This is a genomic window from Candidatus Arcticimaribacter forsetii (assembly GCF_910589745.1).
Taxonomy (GTDB): Bacteria; Bacteroidota; Bacteroidia; order Flavobacteriales; family Flavobacteriaceae; genus Arcticimaribacter; species Arcticimaribacter forsetii.
On record NZ_OU342399.1, the window covers coordinates 1,968,784 to 1,994,148 of the forward strand.

Genomic DNA, 25,365 nt, shown 5'->3' on the forward strand with positions numbered 1-25,365 from the left:
ATAAATTAACAAACTAATCTTCTAATGAAGCAAAAGGCTTAGAAATATCAAAAATTTCTTTAATTGTATCGATTAAATAAGATTCAAATGAAAGAATCCCTTCTTCGATCAAAAAAAGGTCAGGCTCTTTAACCCCTTTTATTTTTTTACCCAAAGGAAGTAAATAACGTTCCATGTTTTTAAAACATATTATTCCTGCCGTTACTTGTTTTTCATGCTTTATTTCTTCTTTAAAACTATGACAATAGAATAGTAATTGAAATAAGGCTCTTCTTTTTTTATCTCCATTAATTTCATTCAAATCAGAAAAAAATAATTTGTTAGGATCTATTGCTCCTGACTTGTAATCAATTATCCTTAAAACACCATTGTAACGATCAATCCTGTCAATTTCCCCATTTAAAACTACGGGACCAATTCCGTCAATTTCTATGGTGTGATTGAATTTTTTTTCGAGTCCTAATATAGTGATGCTATTTCCTTCTTTTACTTTTTGTTGTTCGACTTTAAGTAATTTTAATACAGATTGTTCTAGAGCATACAGGGTCAATTTAATTTTACCCGAAACTTTTTTGTCGCCTCCATAAAGTTCATGAAAACTATCTATAACTGTTGAAGACACCTTTTTACTTAAATCAATATAATCAGATTCTTTCATCGTTTTACCAATAAAATCCATATATAATTTATGTAGCGCCTTATGTGCAACTAGACCACCTTCAGCTAAAGAAATCGTATTGTCATATGATTTCTTTTTTGAGATATTTAAAACTTTTTCATGATAAAAAAGCAATGGATCCATTAAATAAACAACAAGAGCTGACGGAGAAAATCCTCTTTTAGCCTTTCTATGAAGTTGATCTATCACAGAAGGTGTTTTTTGTATGAGGGTTTCTTTTGATTGATGAACTCTAGTGGATGCTGACTCAAATTTCTCAATAATATTATGTTGAGCTAATTTTAAAAATCTAAGTTGATGAATAAATCGACTGGGTTCCCCAGAATTTAGTCCATCGCTTTCAGTATTATAGAGTAGGGTTATATTGGTCGCTCGTTGTAATAACCTATAAAAATGGTAGGTATATATTGCATCATTATCTAAAAATGTGGGTAATCCATGTGTTTTTTTCATCGCAAATGAAAAAACACTTTGTGAAGATCTACCCTTAGGAAGAATTCCTTCGTTTAGATTGGTTAAAATTACAGTATCGAAGTCAATTACTCGGGTTTCTAACATCCCCATAATCTGAACTCCTCCCATTGGATTTCCTTTGTAGTCTATGGAAAGAGAATTAATTAACTCATTCCATAAATAACGTAAAGCTCTAAGAGTATCTACAGAAGTCAAAGTGTCTCCCATATTTAATAATTGCTGAACCAGCTCTTGAATTAAAGTTAGATAGGTTGGAAATAAAACATAATGTTGCCCATTTATCCTTTTTATATGTTCTTGTATCATTAATGTAATATCTGAAATACGCTGAGCAAAGCTTGCAACTGAATTGAAAGGACTGAATATCAAAACTCCAAAAGGATGATCTAAAAAAGGTTTTAATTCTTTTGGCCCTAAAAACGAATTAAATGATATTTTTAGTGATTCTAAGAGAACTTTACAATCTTCAGAATTAGTATTCAACAAGTTTTGAATCCAGTCAAAACTCGTTACTCGAATTATATCGTCATAAGAATAACCACCATTAACTGACTTCAAATGCATCTCGAAAACATAATGAAAAAAGGAAGAAACCGGGGTGTTTTCAAGAGGATATCCCATAGTAACATTCCACTCTTCAACTTCATTAGGAAGACCAGAAAGTACCGGTATTAATATGGATTCATTTCCTAAAACCAATGCAGTTTTAGAAGGGCTTCTTTGACTTTTTACATTTTCTTTTAATAAAGAGGCAGCATATTTTGCTTGTCCAATATTTTTAGGGATTCCTACAATATTTATAGTTTTTGATTTTTCGAAGTTAGAAGGGAATTTAACATGCTTCCTTTGACGGTAATAAGTCCATTCCTTTAAATGTTTTTTGATAAACCTACCAGCAGCATGCTCCGGGTCTTTATAAAAAAAATCATCCAAATCCCAAAACATTGTAGCGCGATCTTGTTCTAGAAAAGCCTGGAAAAGGGTAGACTCAGCTTTATTAAGTGCATTAAAACCAATAAAATAATGCTGCTGACTTGTATTTTCAATATAGATTTCAACCGAATCAACTGCTTCTCTATATAACATCCCAAGGGTCCCTAGTCCATTTGAAAGCAATGATTTTTTGTGCTCATTAAAATAAAGCTCTAAAGAATTCCAAAAGTGTTGTTGCTTTTCATAAGATGAATCTTCTTCTAAAATTGTTCCAACAGCATGGTATTCTATTAAATCATCAAAAGCATTTTTAGAGTTTACTAGATAGGAATCTATATCTGAAAAATCTTTTAATAGTGGAGGAGCCCATTGAATAAACTCTTCGAATGTATCTAAATACTTTTTTGGAGTTAATTTTGAATAAATTTCAAAAAAAGTGATTAGTGCTGAAGTTGTTGGTACAAGCTTTAAAGTGGAGATTTCTTGAATAAATTCTTCAACGCTAAATATTTTTGGTGCTAATGATGGTTTAGTTAATTGAGAAACCAGTGCCTCTTTAAAAAAAACACCCGCTCTTCTGCTTGGCAAAACAATGATTAAACTCTCTAGATTACTAGGGGTTGATAAAATTTCCGATACGCTTTCTTCTAAAAATGTTTTCACATTTAAAAGTAAAGAACTTAATCTAAACTAAACCCTTTTAGAGTAAAATTGAAGTAAAAAAAAAGCCTTGCAGATACAAGGCTTTTTTTGATATGTTTAGAATTCTAGTTTTGACCTACAGCAAACTGAACTCTTCTGTTAGCTTTTCTACCAGCAGCACGGTTATTATCCCCGATAGGGTTTGATTCACCAAAACCTGCAGTAGATATTCTTCCACCGTCTGCACCAATAGCAACTAATCCCTCTTTTACAGAGTTAGCACGGTTTTCAGAAAGTTTCTGATTGTACCCCTTACTTCCGTCGCTTGAAGCGTATCCTTCAACTACAACTTGACTTTTTGGATAGCTATCTAAAATAGATTTTATTTTCGCTAATACTAATTGAGATTCTTCACCTACAATTGTAGAGCTTTCAGCTTTAAAACGAATCATTGAACTCTCCTGATTTAATTCTTCAATAACAGAATCTGGAATTACAGGACATCCATTATTAGTAGCAGGACCGGCTAATTGTGGACAAGCATCGTCTTTATTTGGAATCCCGTCTGCATCAGCATCTGGCCAAGGGCAACCATTGTTTTCAATTGGACCTGCTTCATTTGGACAAGAATCGTCTTTCTCGTTGATTCCATCTCCGTCTGAATCTGGACAGCCATTCATAGCTTTTGTACCAGCCATGTTAGGACAAGCGTCAACTAGATCAGAAAGTCCGTCTCCGTCTGAGTCAGGACATCCATTCATTTCTATAGATCCTGCTCTGTTTGGACATGCATCATCTTTATCTGCAATACCATCTCCGTCTGTATCTGGACAACCTGCAAATTCTTCTAAACCTGCAACCTCTGGACATTCATCAAATTGATCATAAACACCATCGCCGTCTGTATCAACTCCACCAAATTTTAGGGAAACTCCAAAAATATGCTGGAAATGTTTTACGTCGTCCGTATCTACAGCATGCTTGTATGCTGTTTGATATGTTAGCCCTATATTATCGTTTAACCAATAGTTTATACCTCCACCTAAAACAACATTTTCAGATCTTTCTGAATCTAACCAAGAAGCTCCTACACCTACTTCAACGTATGGCTCCCATGTTGAGCTGGCTGGAACTAGAGAATAGCGAACTCCCCCATCAATAGACTTGTATAGAATTTGACTGTTAGTAGATTCTCCAAGTTTAGTTATGTTATTTAATGAAAATCGACCCACTAAAGAAAAATTATCTGTAAGGTATCCATTCAAAGCTAGGGTAGAAACTGCTGGCACAATATTCCAGTGATCTTTTGCATTGTAAAATTCACCTTCAAAAATGTTGGTTTCATAAGCGTTAACAGCGTTTACTCCAAAAGAAACAACCCAAGGGTTGTTTGCATCTTGTGCAACAGCGTTTGAAAAAGTAAATGTTAAAGCGCAAACGATTAGTAATTGTTTGATAGTTTTCATTTAGTTAATTTGGTTTAATTTATAGAGTATACTTGCAAAAATAGCTGTAATCATCGAGTATTCAAAAAAATATGATGGAATATTTAAGATTTTTTTAGATTTTTTGATCGATATGGAAGTTTTGTTGCAAAATATTAAACAACAACAACGTTAACATTCGTTTTCTCTTGAATATAAACCAAGTAGCTGTTTATTGGTTTGTCATAAAAAATTTCTGAAATGATGTTTTCATAATACTTAATTTGATCAACATCTTGCTTTTTTGCTTTACCTGTTTTATAGTCGATTAAAACTAAATTTTCCCCGTTAAACATTAATCTGTCTGGCCTAACATTATCTTTATTGGGTATTAGAATATCTCTCTCATTCCAAACAGTATATTCATTTATAAAATAGGAAGCTAATTTGTTATGATTAATAACATTCAAAATTATTTCTCTTATGGAATCAATCTTTTCGTTTTTTATTTTACCCTGAATTGAAGCTTCTTTGAGAACCCAATCGATATCTTCAGAAGATTCAATTTTTGACAAAAGATCGTGTATTAAAATCCCCCAAAGCTTTGGAGAGTTTTGCTTTACCTCATCTGGTTCGTATGACTGAGTCATTAGACTATCTTTCCATCTTTTTGTTTTAGATTCGATGTAGAAGTCATTCGTTTCTTTTTTTATGTTTTTTGACTCAACAACCGTTCGTTTTTTTCCTTCAAAATAAAAAACTGAATCCGTATCCAAATCATTTTCTATATTTTTTATTTGCAAATAATTTTGAATTAGACTTGGATATGTATTTTTCAGTTCATCCGTTTTTGGAGTTCTTTTTTTTAAATTAGAAATTAAAATTAATTGCTCCACTGGTCTTGTCATTGCAACATAAAGTACATTATGATTATCGAGTTCTTTTTCGTTACTAATTTCTTCAAATCGTTGTTTCCCAACAGCACCATAATTTGCTATTTTTTTTGAAAAAGGGATCCATCCTTTAGTGAATTTTTGATCAAAAAACTCTTCTGTATTCATCCAAATTCGGTCCTCCATATTCCCGCGGCTCAATTCATCCAAGAAAGGTAAAATTACTACTGGAAACTCTAGCCCTTTAGCTTTATGAATTGTAAAAATTTGAATGGCATCCAATCCCTTAGGAACATTGACGAATAATGAATCTCCTTCAGAATCCCAATGCAGTATAAAACTCAATAAATCGTTCTTTTTGTTTAGATTAAACTCAAAAGCATGATCTAAAAAAGTTTGAAGATGTGCATCGAAATTTGAACTTAAATCAAAACCATAAAATATTTCCTCTACTGCTTCATAAAGGGATAATGATTTGAATTTCATGAAATTAAATGGAATTTCAAATTCATTAAAAACAACTTGAAGAGGAGTCTTTAGTTTTGGAGCGATGAAATCATGATATGGGACCTCTTTCGCATACCTTAACCTTAAAAACTGAAGTGCAAAAAGACGTTCATGGTCGTTGTTTTCATCGATTGCCAATCTTAAAAGAGCAATAATAAATTGAACTTCTTCAGAGTTTGACAAATTCAATGATTCGGATGAAATAATCGGAATTCCTTTTTCAATCAGATATTCACCTATGGATTTAGCTTGATCTTTTTTTCGAACAAGTACTGCGATATCATGATAATTAAAACCTTGCTCAAGACTTGATTTAATAGACTTAAAAGTAGTCTCTATATTGTTATTTAAAATTACTTCTTTCTCAACCTCATAAAACTGATTAATCTCTACATAACCTTGTTTTTTATTGTTTAATTTTTGAGAACAATTTTCGCTAAAAAGTTTCTTATTTTCTTCTCCCTTCAAAAAAGGAATTGTGCTTTTAAAAAAAGCATTATTAAAGTTAACAATAGTTTCAAAGCTTCTGTAATTAGTTTCTAAAGACTCTATTTTTACTGGAACTTGAAAAGGATTTTTGCCCCTTAGGAGACTTAGAAATTGTTCTACATGACCACCTCGCCATCTGTAAATTGATTGTTTAGGATCTCCAACAATTAGCAAAGAACCTGGTCTGCCATCATCCCCTAAACCCTCTATTGGTTCTCTTACTAATGGAATTAAATTATCCCATTGCAAGCTAGAGGTATCTTGAAATTCATCTAAAAAATAATGGCGATAATATTCGCCTAAACGCTCATAAATATGGGGAGTAGATTGGTTAAGGATTTCTTTAGAAATTCGTTCATTAAAAGTAGCTAGCAAAACTTTATTGTGTTCTTTCTGATAAACCTCTAGTTCTTTAGATAGGGTTTGAATCAAACTCAAAGGGATCCATTGATCTAAAATATCGTTAATCAATGATAACTGATAGTTTAAGTTTTTTGCTTTTTTAAATGCTCGGTATATTATGGGTAAAATACCCTCTATTATTTTTGCCTTTCGGTCATCTAATGTTTTGTTATAAATTTTAACACCCTCTTCTAAATTATTTTCTAATTGATTTGAATACAATTTATTTACATCAACTTTAGCAATTAAAATGTCTTTCAGTTTTTCAAAATGAGCATAAAGTATTCTTCTTGAAAAATCTTTTTCCTCCAACCCATTAAGTTCAAATAATTTTAATACTTCTTTTCCTATTAGATGAATATTTTGCTTTGTGTCTTTTTGAACTTTCTTTAAAACCTTATTTTGTTCTTCAAAAGAAGAACGCGGTTGTTTGGCTAACTCCTGTGTGGGGATCCTATCATTTTCTTTCAACAACAAATATGATATTTCAAGAAGGTTCGGTGTAATTTCCCAACTTTTTTGATCCCTTATTTTTTGTAGTGTAAAACGTTCCAATAATTTCGTTAAATATTCATCAGAACCTACCTTTTCGATAACACGATTAACTACTTCTGATAAGATCAATTTTTGATTGATTTCGACTTCAAAAGAATGAGAAAGACCTAAGTCACGAGAAAAACTTCTAATTATCCTATGAGTAAAACGATCTAATGTTACAATTTCAAAAGCTGCATAATCATGTAAAATAAATTTTAAAGCTTGTTTAGATCGAAAAGCCAGTTCTTTATTTGAAACTTCTAGAAATTCACAAAGCTCTGCAGCCATTTGATCTTGGTTATCTAGATCAGAAAACTCATTCAATTTATTTAAAATCCTAGATTTCATTTCGAACACAGCCTTGTTCGTAAAAGTTAATGCGATCATTTTACGATACACGTTTGGATTTGAGCTAGACAAGAGTGTTCTTAAAAAACTAAGAACTAGCTTATAAGTCTTTCCAGAGCCAGCTGAGGCACTAATGATTTCTATAGGAGTAAGATTATGCATCATATGATTATGCTATAAATGTAAAGATTCTTTAAGTTTGTAGGTATAAACTTTAAAAAAATAAATATGGCTTTCGAATTACCTAATTTACCCTATGCATATGATGCATTAGAACCACATATTGATGCAAGAACTATGGAAATTCATCATGGAAAACACCATAATGGATACACAACGAACTTGAACAACGCAATATCTGGGACCGACTTAGAAGGAAAATCAATAGAAGAAATACTAACTTCTTTAGACGCAAACAATGGAGCTGTAAGAAATAATGGAGGTGGATTTTACAACCACCGATTATTTTGGAACATAATGAGCCCGAATGGTGGTGGAGCTCCATCAGGAGCACTTGCAGATGCAATTGATAGCGCATTTGGTTCTTTTGAAGGATTTAAAGATGCTTTTGCAAAAGCAGCAGCAACTCGATTCGGATCTGGATGGGCATGGCTATGTGTTCACAAAGGTGGAAAAGTAGAAGTTTGCTCTACAGCTAACCAAGACAACCCTTTAATGCCAGGTATTGGATGTGGTGGATTTCCTGTTTTAGGGATTGATGTGTGGGAACATGCTTACTACTTAAATTATCAAAATAGGAGACCTGATTACATTCAAGCATTTTTTAATGTAGTTGACTGGAATAAAGTAAGTGAACTTTATGCTGAAAACGCATAGAATAAAAACTTTATTAAAAACAAAAGAGGGCTATAATGCTCTCTTTTTTTTTGAATAAACTCAAAATAAAAAAGAGGTTGAAAAGATGTAAAATAAAAAAGGAGGAATAAATTCCTCCTTTTTTGCCCCAAATCTTACCATGAACTTAACCTACTTATGTTCTGGTGATGTAAAAATGCGATTTTCTTTCACACTTAGATGATAAAATCGATTAAATGCAGTTTTATCGGTTAAAAGGTTAATACGCTCTCTCTGATTTACCTTCGTAAAAATTCATAAAGGCTTTATTTACGACTCTATTTCCACCAGGTGTTGGATAATTACCCGTAAAATACCAATCTCCTTGACTTTCAGGACAGGCAGCGTGAAGATTATCGATATTTTGATAAATAATTTTAACCTCAGCTTTTAAATCAGGATTTGATAAAAGAACTGAAATTTTGTCAGAAATTTCCTCCGTAGTAAACGGTTGGTATAAAGCTCTTACATGATTAGAAACCTCTTCTCCATATATTTCTTTTGATGCTTTACAGTTTTCATAGATAGAATCTAACACGGCTTTTTTGGTTCCACGATCTTCGTGTAATGCTAATGCAGCTTGGAACGCAATAAAATCCTCTAATCGCGCCATATCAATTCCATAACAATCAGGGTATCTAATTTGAGGAGCACTAGATACTACGATGATTTTTTTAGGCCCTAATCGATCTAACATCGTTAAAATGCTTTTCTTTAGTGTTGTCCCTCGAACAATACTATCGTCTATAATAACAAGATTATCTGTTGTCTTAACAACTCCGTATGTTATGTCATAAACATGTGCTACTAGATCATCTCGACTAGAGTCAGAAGTTATAAACGTTCTAAGTTTTGCGTCTTTAATTGCAATTTTTTCTATTCTTGGATTGAGGTTTAATAATTCTAAAACGCGCTCCTTATTGATAGGTACTTTACTTATTTCCTCAGAAATTTGACTTTTAAGATGATTTTGAGCTTCTCCTATTAAACCATAAAAAGAGGTCTCGGCAGTATTAGGTATATAGGAGAAAACAGTGTTTTCAATATCACTATTAATGTTTTCAAGAATTTTTGGAAATAATAATTTCCCAAGTTCTTTTCGTTCCTTGTATATTGAAGCGTCGCTTCCTCTAGAAAAATAAATTCGCTCAAATGAACAAGATCTTTTTTCTAGGGGCTCTAATACTTGTTGAAAAGAAGTTTCTCCTGATTTTTTAACGATGATGGCGCTTCCTGGATCAATTTCTTTTATTTCATCCAGAGGTACATTAAAAACAGTTTGAATAACTGGACGTTCGGATGCTACTACTACAATTTCATCATCTTCGTAAAAGAAAGCGGGTCGAATACCTGCAGGATCTCTAAGAACAAATGCGTCACCATGACCTAACATTCCTGCCATTGCATAACCACCATCCCAATTCTTAGCTGCTTTTCTTAGTATTTTTGAAATATTAAGTCGTTCAGCGATCAAGGGAGAGGCTTGGTATTTATTGAATCCTTCTTTTTTTAATTTTTTGTAAATTTTAGCCACAGCGTCATCTAAAAAATGACCTATTTTTTCCATTACAGTAATGGTATCCGCTTTTTCTTTTGGATGTTGCCCTAATGAAATTAAGTTGTCAAAAAGCTCATTAACATTAGTCATATTAAAATTACCGGCTACAATGAGGTTTCTATGCATCCAATTATTTTGTCTTAAAAATGGATGTACACTTTCAATTCCATTATTACCAAACGTTCCATAACGAACGTGCCCTAACATTAGCTCTCCTACATAAGGTACTTTTTGTTTTAACAACTTAGAATTGGATTCAATTTCTGGATGGTTATCAATTGTGGTCTGTATTCTAGAACTTATTTGATTAAAAATATCTTGGATCGGTTGTTTTTCACAAGAACGAACTCTACTAATGTATCGTTCTCCTGGATCCATGTCGAATTTTATACTTGCAAAACCTGCACCATCTTGACCTCGATTGTGCTGTTTCTCCATCATAAGATACATCTTATTGATGCCAAATAAAGCCGTACCATATTTTTCTTGATAATAAGAAATCGGTTTTTTGAGTCGTAATAAAGCTATTCCGCACTCGTGTTTAATGGCATCACTCATATTTTATTTTGTTTTTCATTCCACTCAAAACGGGTAAGTTCTCTAAACTTCTCAATTCGATCTTTAATTGAATCTGAAGTTACCGCTAAAAGAGCGTTAACTCCAAATTCTTCAACAGTAAAAGAAGCTAAAACCGATCCATAGATGATTCCCATTTTTAAAGTTTCAAAATTAATAGTATCTGTATTTGCTAAAACCCCTGATATTCCACCAGCAAAGCTATCCCCAGCACCAGTTGGGTCAATAACTTGATCAATTGGAAAAGCTGGAGCTATAAATGTTTTTCCTTCCCCAAAAAGGATCGCTCCGTGTTCTCCTTTTTTTATGATCACATATTTCGGACCCATTGCATGAATCTTTTCAGCAGCTTTTACAAGAGAGTGCTCTTCTGATAACTGACGAGCTTCCTCATCGTTAATTGTAATCAAATCTACTTTAGAAATTACTTCATCTAAAGTTGATCTAAAATGATCCATCCAAAAATTCATAGTGTCTAAAACTACAAATTTAGGCTTACCATTCATCTGTTTTAAAGCTGTTAATTGAACCCCTGGATGAAGATTTCCAATCATCATTACTTCTGCATTTCTATATGACTCAGGAACATTCGGAGTAAAATTTTCAAGAACATTAAGTTGAGTGTCAACTGTTGTTCTTGTATTCATATTATCGTGATATTTACCACTCCAGAAGAAGGACTTCTCCCCTTTTATTTGTTCCACTCCTGTAACATCTACATCTAAGTCCTTTAAAAGCTGCAAATCGCTAGCTTCAAAGTCATCTCCAATTACGGAGACAAGCCCACAATCTATATCAAATTTAGAAGTAGCTAGAGCAATATATGTAGCAGCTCCTCCTAATATTCTATCAACTTTATCAAATGGAGTTTCAATAGCATCATAAGCCATTGTTCCAATCACAAGTAATTTGTTTTTCATTTTGCAAAGATAAAACTTCTTTTGAGCTTCTGTACAGCAAAAAAGACTTTAGTGCAGATTCTTATTCTCATTTTCAAAAAAAACATCTTTTTCCTTAATCCCGTTTTTTGCAGCATTTACAGCCAACCAATCACAACGTTCATTTTGCGGATGGTTGTTATGACCTTTCACCCATTTAAACTTTACGTTATGTTGTTCATATATCAGGAGAAAACGTTTCCATAAATCTGAGTTTTTCTTGCCTTCAAAGTTTTTAGTTTTCCATCCAAAAACCCATTTTTTCTCAACAGAATCAATTACATATTTTGAATCAGAGAACACAACTACGTTAAGAGGCTTTTCTTTTAACTTTTCGAGCGCCACAATAACTGCAAGTAGCTCCATTCTATTATTTGTAGTGTATGCGTAACCTTGGGCGTATTCTTTAGAATATTGCTTCCCTACAAGCTCCATAATAATACCATAACCACCTGGCCCAGGGTTACCTAAAGCAGAACCGTCTGTATAAACATGTATTTGAGCCTGTTCCAAACTATTTCCTTAAAATTTGATTAATAACCTGAGGGAAATATTGATGTTCTAAAGCATGTACCTTAGTTGCAATTGTTTCGGGGCAATCTGAAGCATCCAAACCTACTTCTGCTTGAAAAATTATAGCACCTTCGTCATAATTTTCATTTACATAATGAATTGTAATACCTGTTTTGAGATCCCCTGACTCTTTTACTGCTTTATGAACATTAGAGCCGTACATTCCCTTCCCTCCATACTTAGGAAGAAGCGCTGGATGAATGTTTATTATTTTGTTGGGAAACTTAAGAACAAATTCTTTGGGGATTTTAAGCAAAAAACCTGCAAGTACTATTAAATCTGGTTTAAGCTCTTCTAGGTAAGAAAGAACTTCATTTGTTTCAAAAGATTTTTTTTTAAATAAAACAGCAGGAACTCCGAACTTTTTAGCACGATCAAAAACACCTGCACCTTGCTTGTTGGATATTACAGAGAGTACTTTTACAGCTGATGAAGACTCAAAAAAATCAATGATTTTTTCAGCGTTTGAACCATTTCCTGAAGCGAGAATTATAATTTTTTTTTGCATAATTGTAATAAAACAAAATAACGCATAATCCTTTAACCATAAAAGAAAAATAACAACTACATATAAAAAGCGTTAAAAAATTACCAATTAAATCGAGTTATTTGATGTATTCATTTAAAGTTTTTTATTTTTGCCCTAAACAAAATTAAAACAAACTTATTATGTCAGACATTTCATCAAGAGTTAAAGCTATAATTGTAGATAAATTAGGCGTTGACGAAAACGAAGTAGTAACTGAAGCAAGCTTTACAAACGATCTAGGTGCAGATTCTTTAGATACTGTAGAGTTAATTATGGAATTTGAAAAGGAATTTGATATCCAGATTCCAGATGATCAAGCAGAAAACATTGCAACTGTTGGTCAAGCTATTCAATACATCGAACAAGCTAAGTAAAAAAAGATTTATGACTCCAAGACGAGTAGTTGTTACCGGATTGGGGGCATTAACACCTATTGGAAACACCCTTTCCGAATACTGGGAAGGGCTTGTTTCTGGTAAAAGCGGTGCAGCCCCTATAACATATTTTGACGCATCTGACTTTAAAACTCAATTTGCATGTGAACTAAAGAACTTTGATATTCTTGATTTCATGCATAAAAAAGATGCACGTAAACAAGATCGATTCACTCAATACGCCCTTGTTTCCACTCAAGAAGCTATAGAAGATTCCAAACTCCCATTAGACACTGTCGATAAAGACCGTGTTGGTGTAATTTGGGGTGCTGGGATTGGTGGTTTAGAAACATTCCAGAATGAAGTTTTAAACTTTGCTGCAAACGACATGAAGCCTCGCTTCAATCCTTTTTTTATTCCAAAAATGATTCCTGACATTGCACCAGGAATGATTTCAATAAAATATGGTTTTAGAGGACCTAACTTCGCAACAGTTTCTGCTTGTGCTTCTTCTGCTAACGCATTAATTGACGCGCTAAACTATATTCGTTTAAATCACGCAGATGTTATGGTAGCGGGTGGTTCTGAAGCTGGAGTTACTTGCGCAGGAATTGGAGGGTTTAATGCAATGCATGCGTTATCTACTCGAAATGATGATCCCCAAACTGCTTCTAGACCATTTGACAAAGACCGAGATGGTTTTGTTTTAGGAGAAGGGTCTGGTACATTAATTCTAGAAGAATACGAACACGCCAAAGCACGAGGCGCTAAAATTTATGCTGAAATTGTCGGTGGGGGTCTTTCTGCAGACGCACATCACATGACTGCTCCTCATCCTGAAGGAATTGGTGCAAGAAATGTTATGTTGAATTGTCTTAGGGATGCTAATTTAAAACCAGAGGACGTGGATGTGATTAACATGCACGGAACTTCAACTGGACTTGGAGATATTGCTGAATCTAAAGCAATAAAGGAAGTTTTCGGAGCGCATTTATACACTATGAATATTAACTCTACCAAGTCAATGACGGGTCATCTACTTGGTGCAGCAGGTGCTATTGAGGCTATAGCTTCAATTATGAGTATTCAAAATAATATTGTTCCACCTACAATTAATCACAAAACTGCTGATGAAGAAATTGATCCAAAAATCAATTTCACCTTTGGTAAAGCCCAAAAAAGAGAGGTAAAGGTTGCTTTATCTAACACCTTTGGGTTTGGTGGACATAATGCTTGTGTAGTATTCAAAGAAATTTCTTAATTTGGATTGTGAAAATCTTTCCAAAATTATGGTCAAACAAAACTAAAGACCATAACCTCTTTATCAAGATTAAAGGTCTTTTGGGTTATATGCCCAAAAACAAGAATGTTTATATAGCGGCGTTCACACATCGCTCTATGAATATTAAGAATTTGGATGGGAAACCACAAAATTTTGAGCGTTTAGAATATTTAGGAGACTCAGTCTTAAGCACAATAGTTGCAAGCTTTTTATTCGAAGTATTACCCAATGCAGACGAAGGGAAACTTACTCGAATGAAATCTAAAATAGTAAGTCGAGAAAAGCTAAATTTTATCGGCAAACAGATGGGATTGCTTGATCTACTAGTTTTCTCTGGTAAGAAAGATAACCTGGGTGATGATGTTTACGGAAACCTTTTAGAAGCGTTAATAGGCGCCATTTTTATTGACAAAGGTTACGAAACTTGTAAATCTATTTTAAAAGAAATTTTCTTTAAACCTTATATAGAAATAAAGACTTTAGACAAGGAGGTAATCTCTTACAAAAGCTTATTAATCGAATGGAGTCAGAAACAAAAACAAAACCTTGTTTTTGAAACAGAAGCAGATAACGGAAAAGATCCATCCGTGAATTTTTATTGTAAAATTTTAGTAAACAACAAAGTAGTTACAAAGTCTAGAGATCTTTCAAAAAAGAAAGCGGAAGAAAAAGCAGCAAAAAAAGCCCATCGCATATTAAAAATCTAACCGATAACGTTTTCATAAGGGTTTAACTTTCTAATGAAAAAGAGCTGATTAGAGTTGGATTGAAATCACTATCTTTGCTTGTTAATGAAATACAAAAAGTATCAATTAGAGGAAACATTTGAAGAATCATTTTCATTGATAGCTATTCATTCTTCTTTGGAGGATTTTCAGCTTGCTTATTTCATTAACAAAAACTGCGCTACATATTTCAAAAGAAACCATGATCTTTATTCACCTTATTTAAAACAGTGTTTAAAAGGGTTGGTTTGGGAAAATGACCATGATAAAGAAAACCATTGGCATTTATTTTCAAATAAATATGAAGCAAAAACTGAGGATTCTAAACAAGTTTCTCAATTGTTTTTTGGTGAAAAATTAGAACTGGAACAGTTCGTTTTGCCTGAATTTAAATTGGTAAACTATTTCATTAAGAAACCAGGCGACATATCGAATGAAACATTCATTTATAAACTAAAAGAAGTGTCAGAAATACAAATAGCATACAGTATTCCTGAAAAAAATATAAAATCATACCAAAACATAATTTTTGAATAATGCCATTACTTAAAAAAACTAAAATAGTTGCAACCCTAGGACCTGCATCAGAAAATAAAGAAGTTCTTGAAAAAATGATGCTCGCAGGAACCAACGTATTTAGAATTAATTTTTCTCATGCAGACCATTCTGATGTTGCGAAAAGAATAGAGATAATTCGAGAATTAAGTTCAAAATTAAATCTTCATATTTCTATTCTAGGAGACCTTCAAGGCCCTAAATTAAGAGTAGGTGTAATAGAAGAAGGAGCAATCGTAAACCCTGGAGATATTGTAGAGTTTAATACCGCTGCACCTTTTGAAGGGAATGCTAAATCTGCTTATATGACCTACCAACGTTTTCCAATGGATGTTAATCCAGGAGAACGTATTTTACTTGATGATGGGAAATTAATTTTTGAAGTTATTTCTACGGATAGAAAAGAAGTAGTGAGCGCTAAGGTAATTCAAGGTGGACCTTTTAAATCTAAAAAAGGGGTTAATCTTCCAAATACAAACGTTTCTTTACCTGCCTTAACAGAAAAAGACATAGAAGACGCTATTTTTGCAATTAAACAAAAAGTAGATTGGATCGCCCTATCTTTTGTAAGAAATAGTGAAGATCTAATTGAACTACAGGATCTTATTAATGAACATTCGGATCACAAAATTCCAATTATTGCTAAAATTGAAAAACCGGAAGCAATCGAAAATATAGATAAGATCATTGCATATTGCGATGGGTTAATGGTAGCAAGGGGTGATTTAGGTGTTGAAGTTCCTGCTGCAGAAGTTCCTTTAATTCAGAAAAACTTAGTTTTAAAAGCAAAAAAAGCTAGAATTCCTGTAATTATTGCAACCCAGATGATGGAAACCATGATCGATAGTTTAACCCCAACCAGAGCAGAAGTAAATGACGTTGCTAACTCTGTTATGGACGGAGCTGATGCAGTTATGCTGTCTGGAGAAACCTCTGTCGGATCGTATCCAGTAGAAGTAATTGAAACAATGACATCAATCTTGAAAAGTGTAGAAAATTCTCCACTCATTAATGTTCCTCAAAACCCACCTAACATAAGAACTCCAAGATTCATAACGAAATCTATTTGCTATCATGCTGCAAATATGGCAAATGAAATAAATGCTAAAGCAATTTGTACTTTAACAAATAGTGGATACACAGCTTTTCAAATTTCTGCATGGAGACCATCGGCTACTATTTTAGTTTTTACTTCTAACAAACGTATTTTGTCTCAGCTTAATTTACTTTGGGGAGTAAAAGCATTCTATTACGACCGTTTTGAAAGTACAGACAACACAGTTGAAGAAGTAAATAACATTGCAAAAAAAGAAGGATTTGTCACCGAGGGAGATATGCTTATTAATTTAGCGGCTATGCCAATCGTTGACAAGGGAATGGTAAACACACTTCGTGTTTCTTTGATTTAAAAAGGTAAACTTAATTGGATTTCCATTTTTTCTTTAGATCGTTCAATTTCTTTATTTGAAGTATTTAAATTGGATATTGTTATTCCAATTAACCTTACAGAATTTTGAAGCTTTTCCTGATATAATAACTGAAGGGCATGCTCGACTAACATGCTCTTGTCGGAAATATAAAAAGGAAGAGTTTTACTTCTAGTTTGTTGAACAAAATCGGAATATTTTATCTTTAGAGTAATTGTTTTACCGGAATATTTATTACGCTTAATTCGCTTATCTAATTCTAGGGCAATCTTTTCTATTTGCTGGGACAAATAAACTTCGCTGGTCAAATTTTCTCTAAAAGTATGTTCCGCTCCAATAGATTTAGGAAGTCGAATTGGCTGCACCGGACTATTATGAATACCGCGTATGATATTGAAATAATAGCTGCCTGATTTACCAAAATTCTCCGTTAAAAAAGACTCGGATTTATCTTTTAAATCTTTACCCGTAAATATCCCCAAGTGATACATTCGTTTAGCAGTAACCTTTCCAACACCGTGAAATTTTTTTATGTCTAAAGATTCTAAAAAAGTAGTAACTTCTTCTGGAGGGACTGTTTTCTGACCATTTGGTTTATTAAAATCACTTGCAACTTTAGCAACAAACTTGTTTATAGAAATTCCTGCTGATGCATTTAAACCTGTTTTTTTTTTAATTTTATCTCTTATTTCAGTTGCTAGCAATGTAGCTGAAAATGCATTTTTTGAGTTTTGAGTTACATCAAGATAAGCCTCGTCTAGTGATAGGGGTTCTACTAAATTTGTGTACTCTAAAAAGATTGCCCTAATTTGTTTTGACACTTCTTTATATCGATCAAATCGGGGTTTAACAAAAATTAAATCCGGACAATTTCTTTTAGCAACTACTCCGCTCATAGCACTTCGTACCCCAAACTCTCTAGCTTCGTAACTTGCAGCAGCAATAACACCTCTGTCCGAAGCTCCACCTACAGCAATCGCTTTTCCTTTTAAATCTGGATTATCTAACTGTTCGACAGATGCGTAAAAAGCATCCATATCGATGTGTATTATTTTTCGAACTAGATTATCATGTTCCATATGCTAAATTACATATCTTTAAACTGTAATAAAACACTGGATTTTTAAATGATAGAAATTGAACGTAAGTTTTTGGTAAACTCTTCTTTATTTAAAGAACAATCCCATAAAAAAACCAAAATAATACAAGGATACCTATCCAAGGACCCTGAACGAACTGTTAGAATAAGAATAAGGGAAAACAAAGGATTTATTACAATTAAGGGTGTTTCTTCTGGAAATGGATTAAGTCGTTATGAATGGGAAAAGGAAATACCTGTTCAAGAAGCAAATGAATTAATCTTATTGTGTTTACCTAAAGTTATTAAAAAAACAAGGTTTGAAGTTTACTTTAAAGGTGTGTTATTCGAAGTTGATGAATTTGAAGCAGATCACAAAGGTTTAGTTCTTGCAGAGGTAGAATTACAATCAGAAACTGAAGCGATTGAATTACCTCCCTGGATAGATGAGGAGGTTACAGGCAAGAAGGAGTTCTACAACTCTTATTTATCATCTTCTTCGTAAAGGGAATTAAAAAACTGATCAACTTTAAGGTTATGAATGTCTAAAACCAGTAATAAACTTTTTAGAGTGAAATTTGTTCCTTTTTCCATCTTCCAATATTGAATACGACTAATTTTATTATCCCAAGCAAAGACTTCATAGCTTCTATATCCAGATTGTATTCTCAGCCTTTTTAGCTCTCTTCCTACTTTAATTTTTAAAGCTTCGAATTCGTTTATTTGTTTTTTATTCATAAATGTAAAGATTAAGGGCAGTACTAAACAAATAACCTCAAAAATATAGACACTTATTACGTATCAAAAAAACTATATTTTAATAATATATATTTTTTGGAATATTTTCTTAATTTCATATTATTATATATTTAAATATATTGATAATTTTTATCTTAGGATAATTATCCTAAGGTTTTTTACAAAAATACATGATTGAAAGAATCGGTAAGTATATAAAAACTGAAGGGATATCAGTAAATTCATTCGAAAAAACTATTGGAGCCAGTCCGGGGGTTATACGTAAAGCGTTAAAAAACAATACAAATATTCAGAGTAAATGGATCGAGAAAATAATTGACTCTTATCCTAATCTTAATTATTATTGGCTTTTGACTGGCAAAGGATCTATTGTACTAGATAAAAATGAATCTAACATCCATTTAAATAAGTTCAAGGAAAAAGAAATAAATTATGAAAGGAAAACAGGTATTCCACTTATAAATCAAGAAGGTATATACAGTTTTATAGAAAACAAGTCGTCATTAATGACGGAACACATTATATCCTACTTTGACATCCCTGTTTTCAAAAAAATAAATGTTGATTTTTTAATTCAAAATGATTCAAATGTTAAGATTCCAAAATACAATAAAGGAGATATTTTGGCTTGTAAAATACTAAGGGAAAATGATTCTTTAAATAATAACAAACCACATCTTATTTTAACCAAAGAACAAAAAATTCTCTTTAATAAAGTTCAAAAAAACAGTGAAGACACCTATCTAATTGTTTCTCAAAACCCACTAAGCCCCTCGTTTAAAATACATAAGAGTCAAATTGGAGGGATAGCATTAATAAGTGGCTTTATACATTTAGAATTTTGAAAATTACATTAAAAAGATTAATTGAAAGAATAACATCTCTCTACTAAACAAATCTCAATTTCGTAAGATGCATACCAGTCATTAATTCCTTTGTTCTGAGCTTTTTTATGTTCCAAGTTATTTTTCCATGAAGTAATGTCGTGCAGAGTTTTCCAGTAACTTATTGTGATTCCAAGTTCTTGCCTCACACTTTTAAACCCTATAAACCCCTTTTGATTTTTTGCTAAATCATACATTTTTTGGGACATTTCTTCATAGCCTACAGATTTCTTATTTAATTTAGATGTAAAAATAACAGCATAATAGGGGGTATTAATTTTATTCATCTCTATAAATTTTAACCTCAAGATTTCCATCAGAATCCATATGAGCTCTATACATTCCAGGAGTATTAAATTCCATAGCTACATTTCCTTTAGTATCTAAAACAACGACACCACCATCTCCCCCAAGATCTTTTACTTTTTTCATTACTCTTTTTGAAGCTTCATTTATTGTAAGCCCACTGTACTCTACAAGCGCAGCAATATCATGAGCAACAACTGATCGGATAAAAAACTCTCCCCAACCTGTCGCAGAAACACCACAACTTGCATTATTAGCATAAGTACCTGCTCCAATTATTGGTGCATCTCCAATACGTCCCCATTTTTTATTAGTCATTCCTCCTGTGGAAGTTCCTGCCGATAAATTACCTTGTAAATCTAAAGCTACACATCCAACGGTACCAATACGTTGATTCTTAAAGTACTGTTCTTCGATTAGATTAATTGAAACCTTTTGATCAGATTCTCTTTTTTTAACTCTTCTAAGATCATTTAACCGATTTTCTGTAATAAAATAAGATTCTGGAACTGTATCTAATCCTTGATTTGCAGCAAAATAATCTGCACCCTCTCCCGCTAACATAACATGGGGTGAATTTTTCATTACCCTTATGGCAGCACTAATCGGATTTTTGATGTGTTTAACCCCAGCGACAGCACCTGCATCTAGGGTATTACCATTCATAAATGATGCGTCTAATGCAATGGACTCTTCGGCCGTTAAAACTGCTCCTTTTCCAGAGTTAAAAAGAGGAGAGTTCTCCATAACATGAATTGTTTTTTCTACTGCTTCTTGACTGCTTCCTCCTTCTTTAAGAATTTTATGTCCTACTGAAATTGCTTCAGCTAACTTATTTTCATATGCATGTTCCATTTCGGGAGTCATATTTTCTTTTAAAATAGTCCCAGCTCCTCCATGTATAACGATACCAAAGGTAGGTTGGTTTGGGCCTTTTACACTTGTACAACTTACAATGAACAATACGAACACTAACTTTAATACTTCTTTCATGTTTTATAGAAATTTGATTAATCATTGTAAGATAGAAAATCATTTTATTATCCTCGCAAATGATTCCATTTTAGGAATAATCTTTACATTTAATAAATAAACAATTAATTGAAAACCATGTCCAAATCAAATCAATCTCTTTTAAAAAAGTTAGAAATCGAAACGAATCAACTAGGATGTTCTACAGGAGTCAATTGGTTTGCTCAAGGAACTAGTATAAAATCAATTTCACCTGTAAACGGATCCGAAATAGGAATTGTCTCAACAGCAACATTAGAAGATTATGATAAGGTATTAAATACTGCTGAGGCAGCTTTTTTAAAGTTTAGAAAAATACCAGCTCCAGTCCGGGGCGATTTAGTCCGTCAATTCGGAAATTCGTTACGTGAAAAAAAAGAACTTCTAGGTGAATTAGTGTCCTTTGAGATGGGGAAATCGCTTCAAGAAGGTCTTGGAGAAGTTCAGGAAATGATAGACATATGTGATTTTGCAGTTGGGCTCTCGAGACAACTTCAAGGGACGACGATGCATTCTGAAAGACCAAATCACAGAATGTATGAACAATACCATCCACTGGGTATCGTTGGAATTATATCAGCTTTCAACTTTCCAGTCGCAGTTTGGGCTTGGAATACAGCCTTAGCATGGGTATGTGGAGATGTAACGGTATGGAAACCTAGTGAAAAAACACCACTATGTTCTATCGCTTGTCAAAAAATAATTGGCGGCATACTCAAAAAAAATAATATGCCTGAGGGAATTTCTTGTTTAATAAATGGGGGTGCTGAAGTTGGACAATGGTTATCGGAAGATAGAAGAGTTCCTTTGATATCTGCTACTGGATCTACAAAAATGGGTAGAAAAGTTGCTGCAAAAGTTGGCGCTAGACTTGGGAAATCATTACTTGAATTAGGAGGAAATAATGCACTCATCATCACCCCTGATGCAAATCTTAAAACAACACTTCTGGCAGCGGTATTTGGTGCCGTTGGGACTGCTGGACAACGTTGTACATCGACTCGAAGGCTATTAATTCATGAGTCTGTGTTCAACGAAGTCTCCAAAAAAATTAAATTTGCATACAGTCAATTAAAAATTGGAAACCCTTTAGATTCTTCAAATCATGTTGGACCTTTAATTGACAAATACTCTGTAAAAAACTATCTAGAAGCTTTAAAAAATATAACTAAAGAAGGTGGTAAATGGATTGTTGAAGGTGGCCTACTTTCGGGAACTGGTTATGAAAGCGGGTGTTATGTTAAACCTGCAATTGCAGAAGTAGAACCTTCTAGTGAGATGGCACAAAAAGAAACTTTTGCCCCTATTTTGTATCTCATTAAGTATTCGGGATCCATAGAACATGCAATCGAATTACAAAACAATGTAAAACAAGGGTTATCCTCTGCAATAATGACCCAAAATTTGCAGGAGGCAGAAACTTTCTTGTCTCACTGGGGAAGTGATTGCGGGATCGCCAATGTTAATATTGGTACTTCTGGAGCTGAAATTGGTGGAGCTTTTGGTGGAGAAAAGGATACTGGAGGTGGAAGAGAAAGTGGTTCCGACGCCTGGAAAGTATATATGAGAAGACAAACTAACACCATAAACTACTCCAATGATTTACCCTTAGCTCAAGGCATTAAATTCGATTTATAACCATAAGATTTATTATATTTACAGGATCATAAAACATTAAAAAATGTATTCATTCCTAAAAACTGCACACTCCTATTGGGCTGTAATTGTTCTTTTCCTTTTAGTTTTCGCTATTGCTAATGCCTTGGTTGGGATTGCGAAGAAAAAAACGTTTGACTCTACCGATTTTAGAAGATCTTTATTTGTGTTAATCACTTCACACATTCAGTTTTTAATTGGATTGATATTATATTTTGTTTCTCCAAGACTTAGTCAATGGGATAATGGAGTTGGAGAAGTTATGAAGGACAACACAGCTCGTTTATATTTAGTTGAACACCCTACCATTAACCTATTAGCAATTGTACTAATTACGATGGGATGGTCAATGCACAAACGCCAATCTTTAGATGCTAAGAAATTTTCTCGGATTGGTATATTTTACACGCTCGGTTTTCTTTTAATTCTTTCAAGAATTCCTTGGAATGTTTGGTTTCAATAGAACTTAAAAAACATTTCAACACATCCTTATGACAACAAGCAAAAGGCCAGAAATCAAACCCATTATTCTAAAAGCTAAACTTAAAGTTGCAGTACTTGGGGGGGGAAGTTGGGCGACTGCACTAATCAAGATTTTAATAGAAAACAAAAGGAAAGTAGGTTGGTATATTAGAAATGAAAAAAATAAAGAATTCATTGAAAAATATAATCACAACCCTAATTACTTAACCTCAACTAGACTAAAAACTAAACGTTTAGCTATTAGCTCGGACATTAATTCTGTTGTTAAAAATGCAGATATTATAATAGTTGCAATACCCTCTGCGTTTATATTGGATGAATTTAAAAAACTAAACGTTTCCTTGAAAGATAAAATCGTAGTCTCTGCAGTTAAAGGAGTTATTCCTGAAAACATGAAGATTCCCGGGACATTTTTTAATGAAGATTATGGAGTACCTATCAACCGAATTGGGGTTGTATGCGGACCTTGTCATGCCGAAGAAGTTGCTATGGAAAAACTTTCCTATTTAACGGTTGCCTGCCAAGATCAAACCTATGCTAAGTGTATAGCATCTATGCTTAAAACTAAATATATTCGAACCAAAGTTTCTAACGATATTATCGGAACCGAATATGCAGCGATGCTTAAAAATATTTATGCAATTGCAGCTGGAATTTCACATGGCTTAGGCTATGGAGATAATTTTCAGAGCGTACTCATGAGTAACGCAATACGTGAGACAAAGCGATTTATTAAAGATGTTCATAAAATGAAAAGGAACATAAATAATTCTGCTTATCTAGGAGATTTATTAGTAACTGGGTATTCTGTTTTTAGCCGAAATAGATCTTTTGGGAATATGATTGGAAAAGGATATACTGTACAGGCAGCTCAAATCGAGATGAATATGATTGCAGAAGGATATTACGCAAGTAAATCTGCTCGATTTATTAATTCGCAGTTTAAGACAAACACCCCGATTATAGAAGCTGTATATCTTATTTTATATGAAGGTAAAAGACCCGATAAAATTTTCGAAAAATTAACGAAGAAACTCGACTAAAGAGTTGATTTAAATTGCTTTAAGAAACGAACATCATTTTCAAAAAACATGCGGATATCACTTACTTGATAAAGTAACATGGCAATACGTTCGATACCCATTCCAAAAGCATAACCAGAATACTCTTCCGGATCAATTCCACAGTTTTTAAGAACATTTGGATCGATCATTCCACAACCCATAATTTCTAACCATCCCGTTCCTTTAGTAATCCGATAGTCAACCTCCGTTTCTAGGCCCCAATAAATATCAACCTCAGCGCTTGGCTCCGTAAAAGGAAAATAAGAAGGTCTAAGACGTATTTTAGACTTCCCAAAAAGTGCTTGAGTAAAATAGCTTAGTGTTTGCTTTAAATCAGCAAATGAAACGTTTTTATCAATATATAACCCTTCTACTTGATGAAAAATACAATGAGCACGTGCCGAAATAGCTTCATTCCTAAATACACGCCCAGGAGAAATGGTTCGAATCGGAGGCGCATTGTTTTCCATATAACGAACCTGAACCGAAGAGGTATGCGTTCTTAATAAGATATCAGGGTTGGTTTGAATAAAAAAGGTATCCTGCATATCTCTTGCTGGATGATATTCAGGAAGGTTTAAAGCTGTAAAGTTATGCCAATCATCCTCAATTTCGGGACCTTCTGAGATATTAAAACCAATTTGAGAAAATATATCTATAATTCGATTTTTTACAACCGTTAATGGGTGCTGACTTCCTAATTCTAGTGGAAATGAAGGTCGAGATAAATCCCCATAAACTCCTGAATTTGTATTAGAGGATTGAGATGATTTTAAAGCTTCAACTTTTTCTGCAACCGCTGTTTTTAGTTGGTTTAAAACCTGACCAAACTCTTTTTTATCTTCATTTGGAACCTCTCTAAAGGCTGCAAAAAGATCATTTAATATCCCTTTTTTTCCAGAATATTGGATTCTAAATTGTTCTATTGCTTCAAGATCAGTAGCAGCAAATTCTGCGACTTTTGCAAGATGTTCTTTAACGGTTTTAATCATGCTGTAAAAATACGAATTATACTATTGAATTAATCCTTTTTGGATGAAGTAATACACAACAGCTTCTTTCATTAAAATACTCTGTTCTCCTGGTTTCAATGGAGGTAATTCTTCTAATAATTTAAAATGAGGCCAACGATCATCATCGAAATAATCAAAGGCATAATACCCAAAAGGTTCTAAAACAGAACAAATCCCGATATGGATTATATCCACATTATCTTCTTTCTTAAAACGCTTATGAACTTGACCTAACTCCTGTAGTCCAACTAAATATAGAATCCCCTCAATATCGATGGTCTCTGTTTCAGAAAAGCGTTCCGTTAGAATTGAAACAAGTTCATCCCACTGTTCTTTTAACTCTTGGTTTTTCACTGATGCTTTTTGCATATCACAAAGATAAAGCATTCAT

At 33.2% G+C, this 25,365-nt stretch carries 24 protein-coding genes; 11 read left to right on the forward strand and 13 right to left on the reverse strand.

The window, feature by feature from the left end:
- Positions 1-13 precede the first annotated feature (13 nt).
- The 3 genes from NG655_RS09080 to NG655_RS09090 form a co-directional block, all read right to left on the reverse strand.
- Positions 14-2,749, reverse strand: coding sequence for a PD-(D/E)XK nuclease family protein (locus tag NG655_RS09080; RefSeq protein ID WP_252158996.1), 2,736 nt, complete (start codon positions 2,747-2,749; stop codon positions 14-16).
- 104 nt (positions 2,750-2,853) lie between these two features.
- Positions 2,854-4,194 carry an OmpA family protein gene (locus tag NG655_RS09085; protein WP_252158997.1) on the reverse strand — a complete coding sequence of 447 codons (1,341 nt, stop codon included), beginning with the start codon at positions 4,192-4,194 and terminating at the stop codon, positions 2,854-2,856.
- A gap of 134 nt (positions 4,195-4,328) precedes the next feature.
- Positions 4,329-7,493 (reverse strand): UvrD-helicase domain-containing protein, encoded by a 3,165-nt coding sequence (locus tag NG655_RS09090; RefSeq protein ID WP_252158998.1) that lies wholly within the window; start codon positions 7,491-7,493, stop codon positions 4,329-4,331.
- 63 nt (positions 7,494-7,556) lie between these two features.
- On the opposite strand from NG655_RS09090, the gene NG655_RS09095 reads away from it, so the two are divergent.
- A complete protein-coding gene (locus NG655_RS09095; RefSeq protein WP_252158999.1) occupies positions 7,557-8,165 on the forward strand; it encodes a superoxide dismutase in 609 nt (202 codons plus the stop codon).
- A gap of 238 nt (positions 8,166-8,403) precedes the next feature.
- On the opposite strand, the gene NG655_RS09100 is transcribed toward NG655_RS09095, so the two are convergent.
- Genes NG655_RS09100 through purN form a run of 4 tightly spaced genes read right to left on the reverse strand, consistent with a single transcriptional unit; the run spans position 8,404 to position 12,336 of the window.
- The gene (locus NG655_RS09100) at positions 8,404-10,299 is read right to left on the reverse strand and encodes an amidophosphoribosyltransferase (protein ID WP_252159000.1); all 1,896 of its coding nucleotides are present in this window, start codon (positions 10,297-10,299) and stop codon (positions 8,404-8,406) included.
- Positions 10,296-11,237 carry a PfkB family carbohydrate kinase gene (locus NG655_RS09105; RefSeq protein WP_252159001.1) on the reverse strand — a complete coding sequence of 314 codons (942 nt, stop codon included), beginning with the start codon at positions 11,235-11,237 and terminating at the stop codon, positions 10,296-10,298. Before NG655_RS09105 ends, NG655_RS09100 begins: the two co-directional genes overlap by 4 nt.
- A 48-nt stretch (positions 11,238-11,285) precedes the next feature.
- Entirely contained in the window at positions 11,286-11,768 is a 483-nt protein-coding gene (gene rnhA, locus NG655_RS09110) for a ribonuclease HI (protein ID WP_252159002.1), read from the reverse strand.
- 1 nt (position 11,769) lies between these two features.
- The gene (gene purN / locus NG655_RS09115; protein ID WP_252159003.1) at positions 11,770-12,336 is read right to left on the reverse strand and encodes a phosphoribosylglycinamide formyltransferase; all 567 of its coding nucleotides are present in this window, start codon (positions 12,334-12,336) and stop codon (positions 11,770-11,772) included.
- Between the two features lie 161 nt (positions 12,337-12,497).
- On the opposite strand from purN, the gene NG655_RS09120 reads away from it, so the two are divergent.
- From NG655_RS09120 to pyk, 5 genes are all read left to right on the forward strand, one after another.
- Positions 12,498-12,731: an acyl carrier protein gene (locus tag NG655_RS09120; RefSeq protein WP_252159004.1), complete on the forward strand. Its 234-nt coding sequence runs from the start codon at positions 12,498-12,500 to the stop codon at positions 12,729-12,731.
- 10 nt (positions 12,732-12,741) lie between these two features.
- Positions 12,742-13,992: a beta-ketoacyl-ACP synthase II gene (fabF, locus tag NG655_RS09125; RefSeq protein ID WP_252159005.1), complete on the forward strand. Its 1,251-nt coding sequence runs from the start codon at positions 12,742-12,744 to the stop codon at positions 13,990-13,992.
- Positions 13,993-14,000: 8 nt separating this feature from the next.
- Entirely contained in the window at positions 14,001-14,720 is a 720-nt protein-coding gene (gene rnc, locus NG655_RS09130; protein WP_272876374.1) for a ribonuclease III, read from the forward strand.
- 84 nt (positions 14,721-14,804) lie between these two features.
- Entirely contained in the window at positions 14,805-15,275 is a 471-nt protein-coding gene (locus tag NG655_RS09135) for an IPExxxVDY family protein (RefSeq protein ID WP_252159007.1), read from the forward strand.
- Entirely contained in the window at positions 15,275-16,702 is a 1,428-nt protein-coding gene (pyk, locus tag NG655_RS09140) for a pyruvate kinase (protein WP_252159008.1), read from the forward strand. Before NG655_RS09135 ends, pyk begins: the two co-directional genes overlap by 1 nt.
- On the opposite strand, the gene dinB is transcribed toward pyk, so the two are convergent.
- Positions 16,699-17,799, reverse strand: a complete 1,101-nt coding sequence (gene dinB / locus NG655_RS09145; protein ID WP_252159009.1) for a DNA polymerase IV — start codon at positions 17,797-17,799, stop codon at positions 16,699-16,701. The genes pyk and dinB overlap by 4 nt on opposite strands.
- Before the next feature lie 48 nt (positions 17,800-17,847).
- Between dinB and NG655_RS09150 the strand changes: the two genes are divergently transcribed.
- Positions 17,848-18,303, forward strand: coding sequence for a CYTH domain-containing protein (locus NG655_RS09150; protein ID WP_252159010.1), 456 nt, complete (start codon positions 17,848-17,850; stop codon positions 18,301-18,303).
- Here the strand turns inward: NG655_RS09150 and NG655_RS09155 are convergent.
- Entirely contained in the window at positions 18,282-18,536 is a 255-nt protein-coding gene (locus NG655_RS09155) for a hypothetical protein (protein ID WP_252159011.1), read from the reverse strand. The two genes, NG655_RS09150 and NG655_RS09155, sit on opposite strands and share 22 nt — an antisense overlap.
- 191 nt (positions 18,537-18,727) lie before the next feature.
- On the opposite strand from NG655_RS09155, the gene NG655_RS09160 reads away from it, so the two are divergent.
- Positions 18,728-19,402, forward strand: coding sequence for a hypothetical protein (locus NG655_RS09160; RefSeq protein WP_252159012.1), 675 nt, complete (start codon positions 18,728-18,730; stop codon positions 19,400-19,402).
- Positions 19,403-19,419: 17 nt separating this feature from the next.
- Here NG655_RS09160 and NG655_RS09165 read toward each other — a convergent pair whose 3' ends face one another.
- The gene (locus tag NG655_RS09165; protein ID WP_252159013.1) at positions 19,420-19,728 is read right to left on the reverse strand and encodes an antibiotic biosynthesis monooxygenase family protein; all 309 of its coding nucleotides are present in this window, start codon (positions 19,726-19,728) and stop codon (positions 19,420-19,422) included.
- Positions 19,721-20,740, reverse strand: coding sequence for an isoaspartyl peptidase/L-asparaginase family protein (locus tag NG655_RS09170; RefSeq protein WP_252159014.1), 1,020 nt, complete (start codon positions 20,738-20,740; stop codon positions 19,721-19,723). Before NG655_RS09170 ends, NG655_RS09165 begins: the two co-directional genes overlap by 8 nt.
- Positions 20,741-20,857: 117 nt before the next feature.
- Between NG655_RS09170 and amaB the strand changes: the two genes are divergently transcribed.
- From amaB to NG655_RS09185, 3 genes are read left to right on the forward strand one after another with little or no spacing between them, the layout of a single operon-like run.
- Positions 20,858-22,396 (forward strand): L-piperidine-6-carboxylate dehydrogenase, encoded by a 1,539-nt coding sequence (amaB, locus tag NG655_RS09175; protein WP_252159015.1) that lies wholly within the window; start codon positions 20,858-20,860, stop codon positions 22,394-22,396.
- A 43-nt stretch (positions 22,397-22,439) separates the two neighbouring features.
- Entirely contained in the window at positions 22,440-22,877 is a 438-nt protein-coding gene (locus NG655_RS09180; RefSeq protein WP_252159016.1) for a hypothetical protein, read from the forward strand.
- A 28-nt stretch (positions 22,878-22,905) separates the two neighbouring features.
- The gene (locus tag NG655_RS09185; protein WP_252159017.1) at positions 22,906-23,940 is read left to right on the forward strand and encodes an NAD(P)H-dependent glycerol-3-phosphate dehydrogenase; all 1,035 of its coding nucleotides are present in this window, start codon (positions 22,906-22,908) and stop codon (positions 23,938-23,940) included.
- Here NG655_RS09185 and NG655_RS09190 read toward each other — a convergent pair.
- Together NG655_RS09190 and NG655_RS09195 are read right to left on the reverse strand one after the other, a co-directional pair.
- Complete coding sequence (locus NG655_RS09190) at positions 23,937-24,953, reverse strand: phenylalanine--tRNA ligase subunit alpha (RefSeq protein WP_252159018.1); 1,017 nt, start codon at positions 24,951-24,953, stop codon at positions 23,937-23,939. The two genes, NG655_RS09185 and NG655_RS09190, sit on opposite strands and share 4 nt — an antisense overlap.
- Positions 24,954-24,974: 21 nt before the next feature.
- Entirely contained in the window at positions 24,975-25,343 is a 369-nt protein-coding gene (locus NG655_RS09195) for a hypothetical protein (RefSeq protein ID WP_252159019.1), read from the reverse strand.
- Between the last annotated feature and the right edge of the window lie 22 nt (positions 25,344-25,365).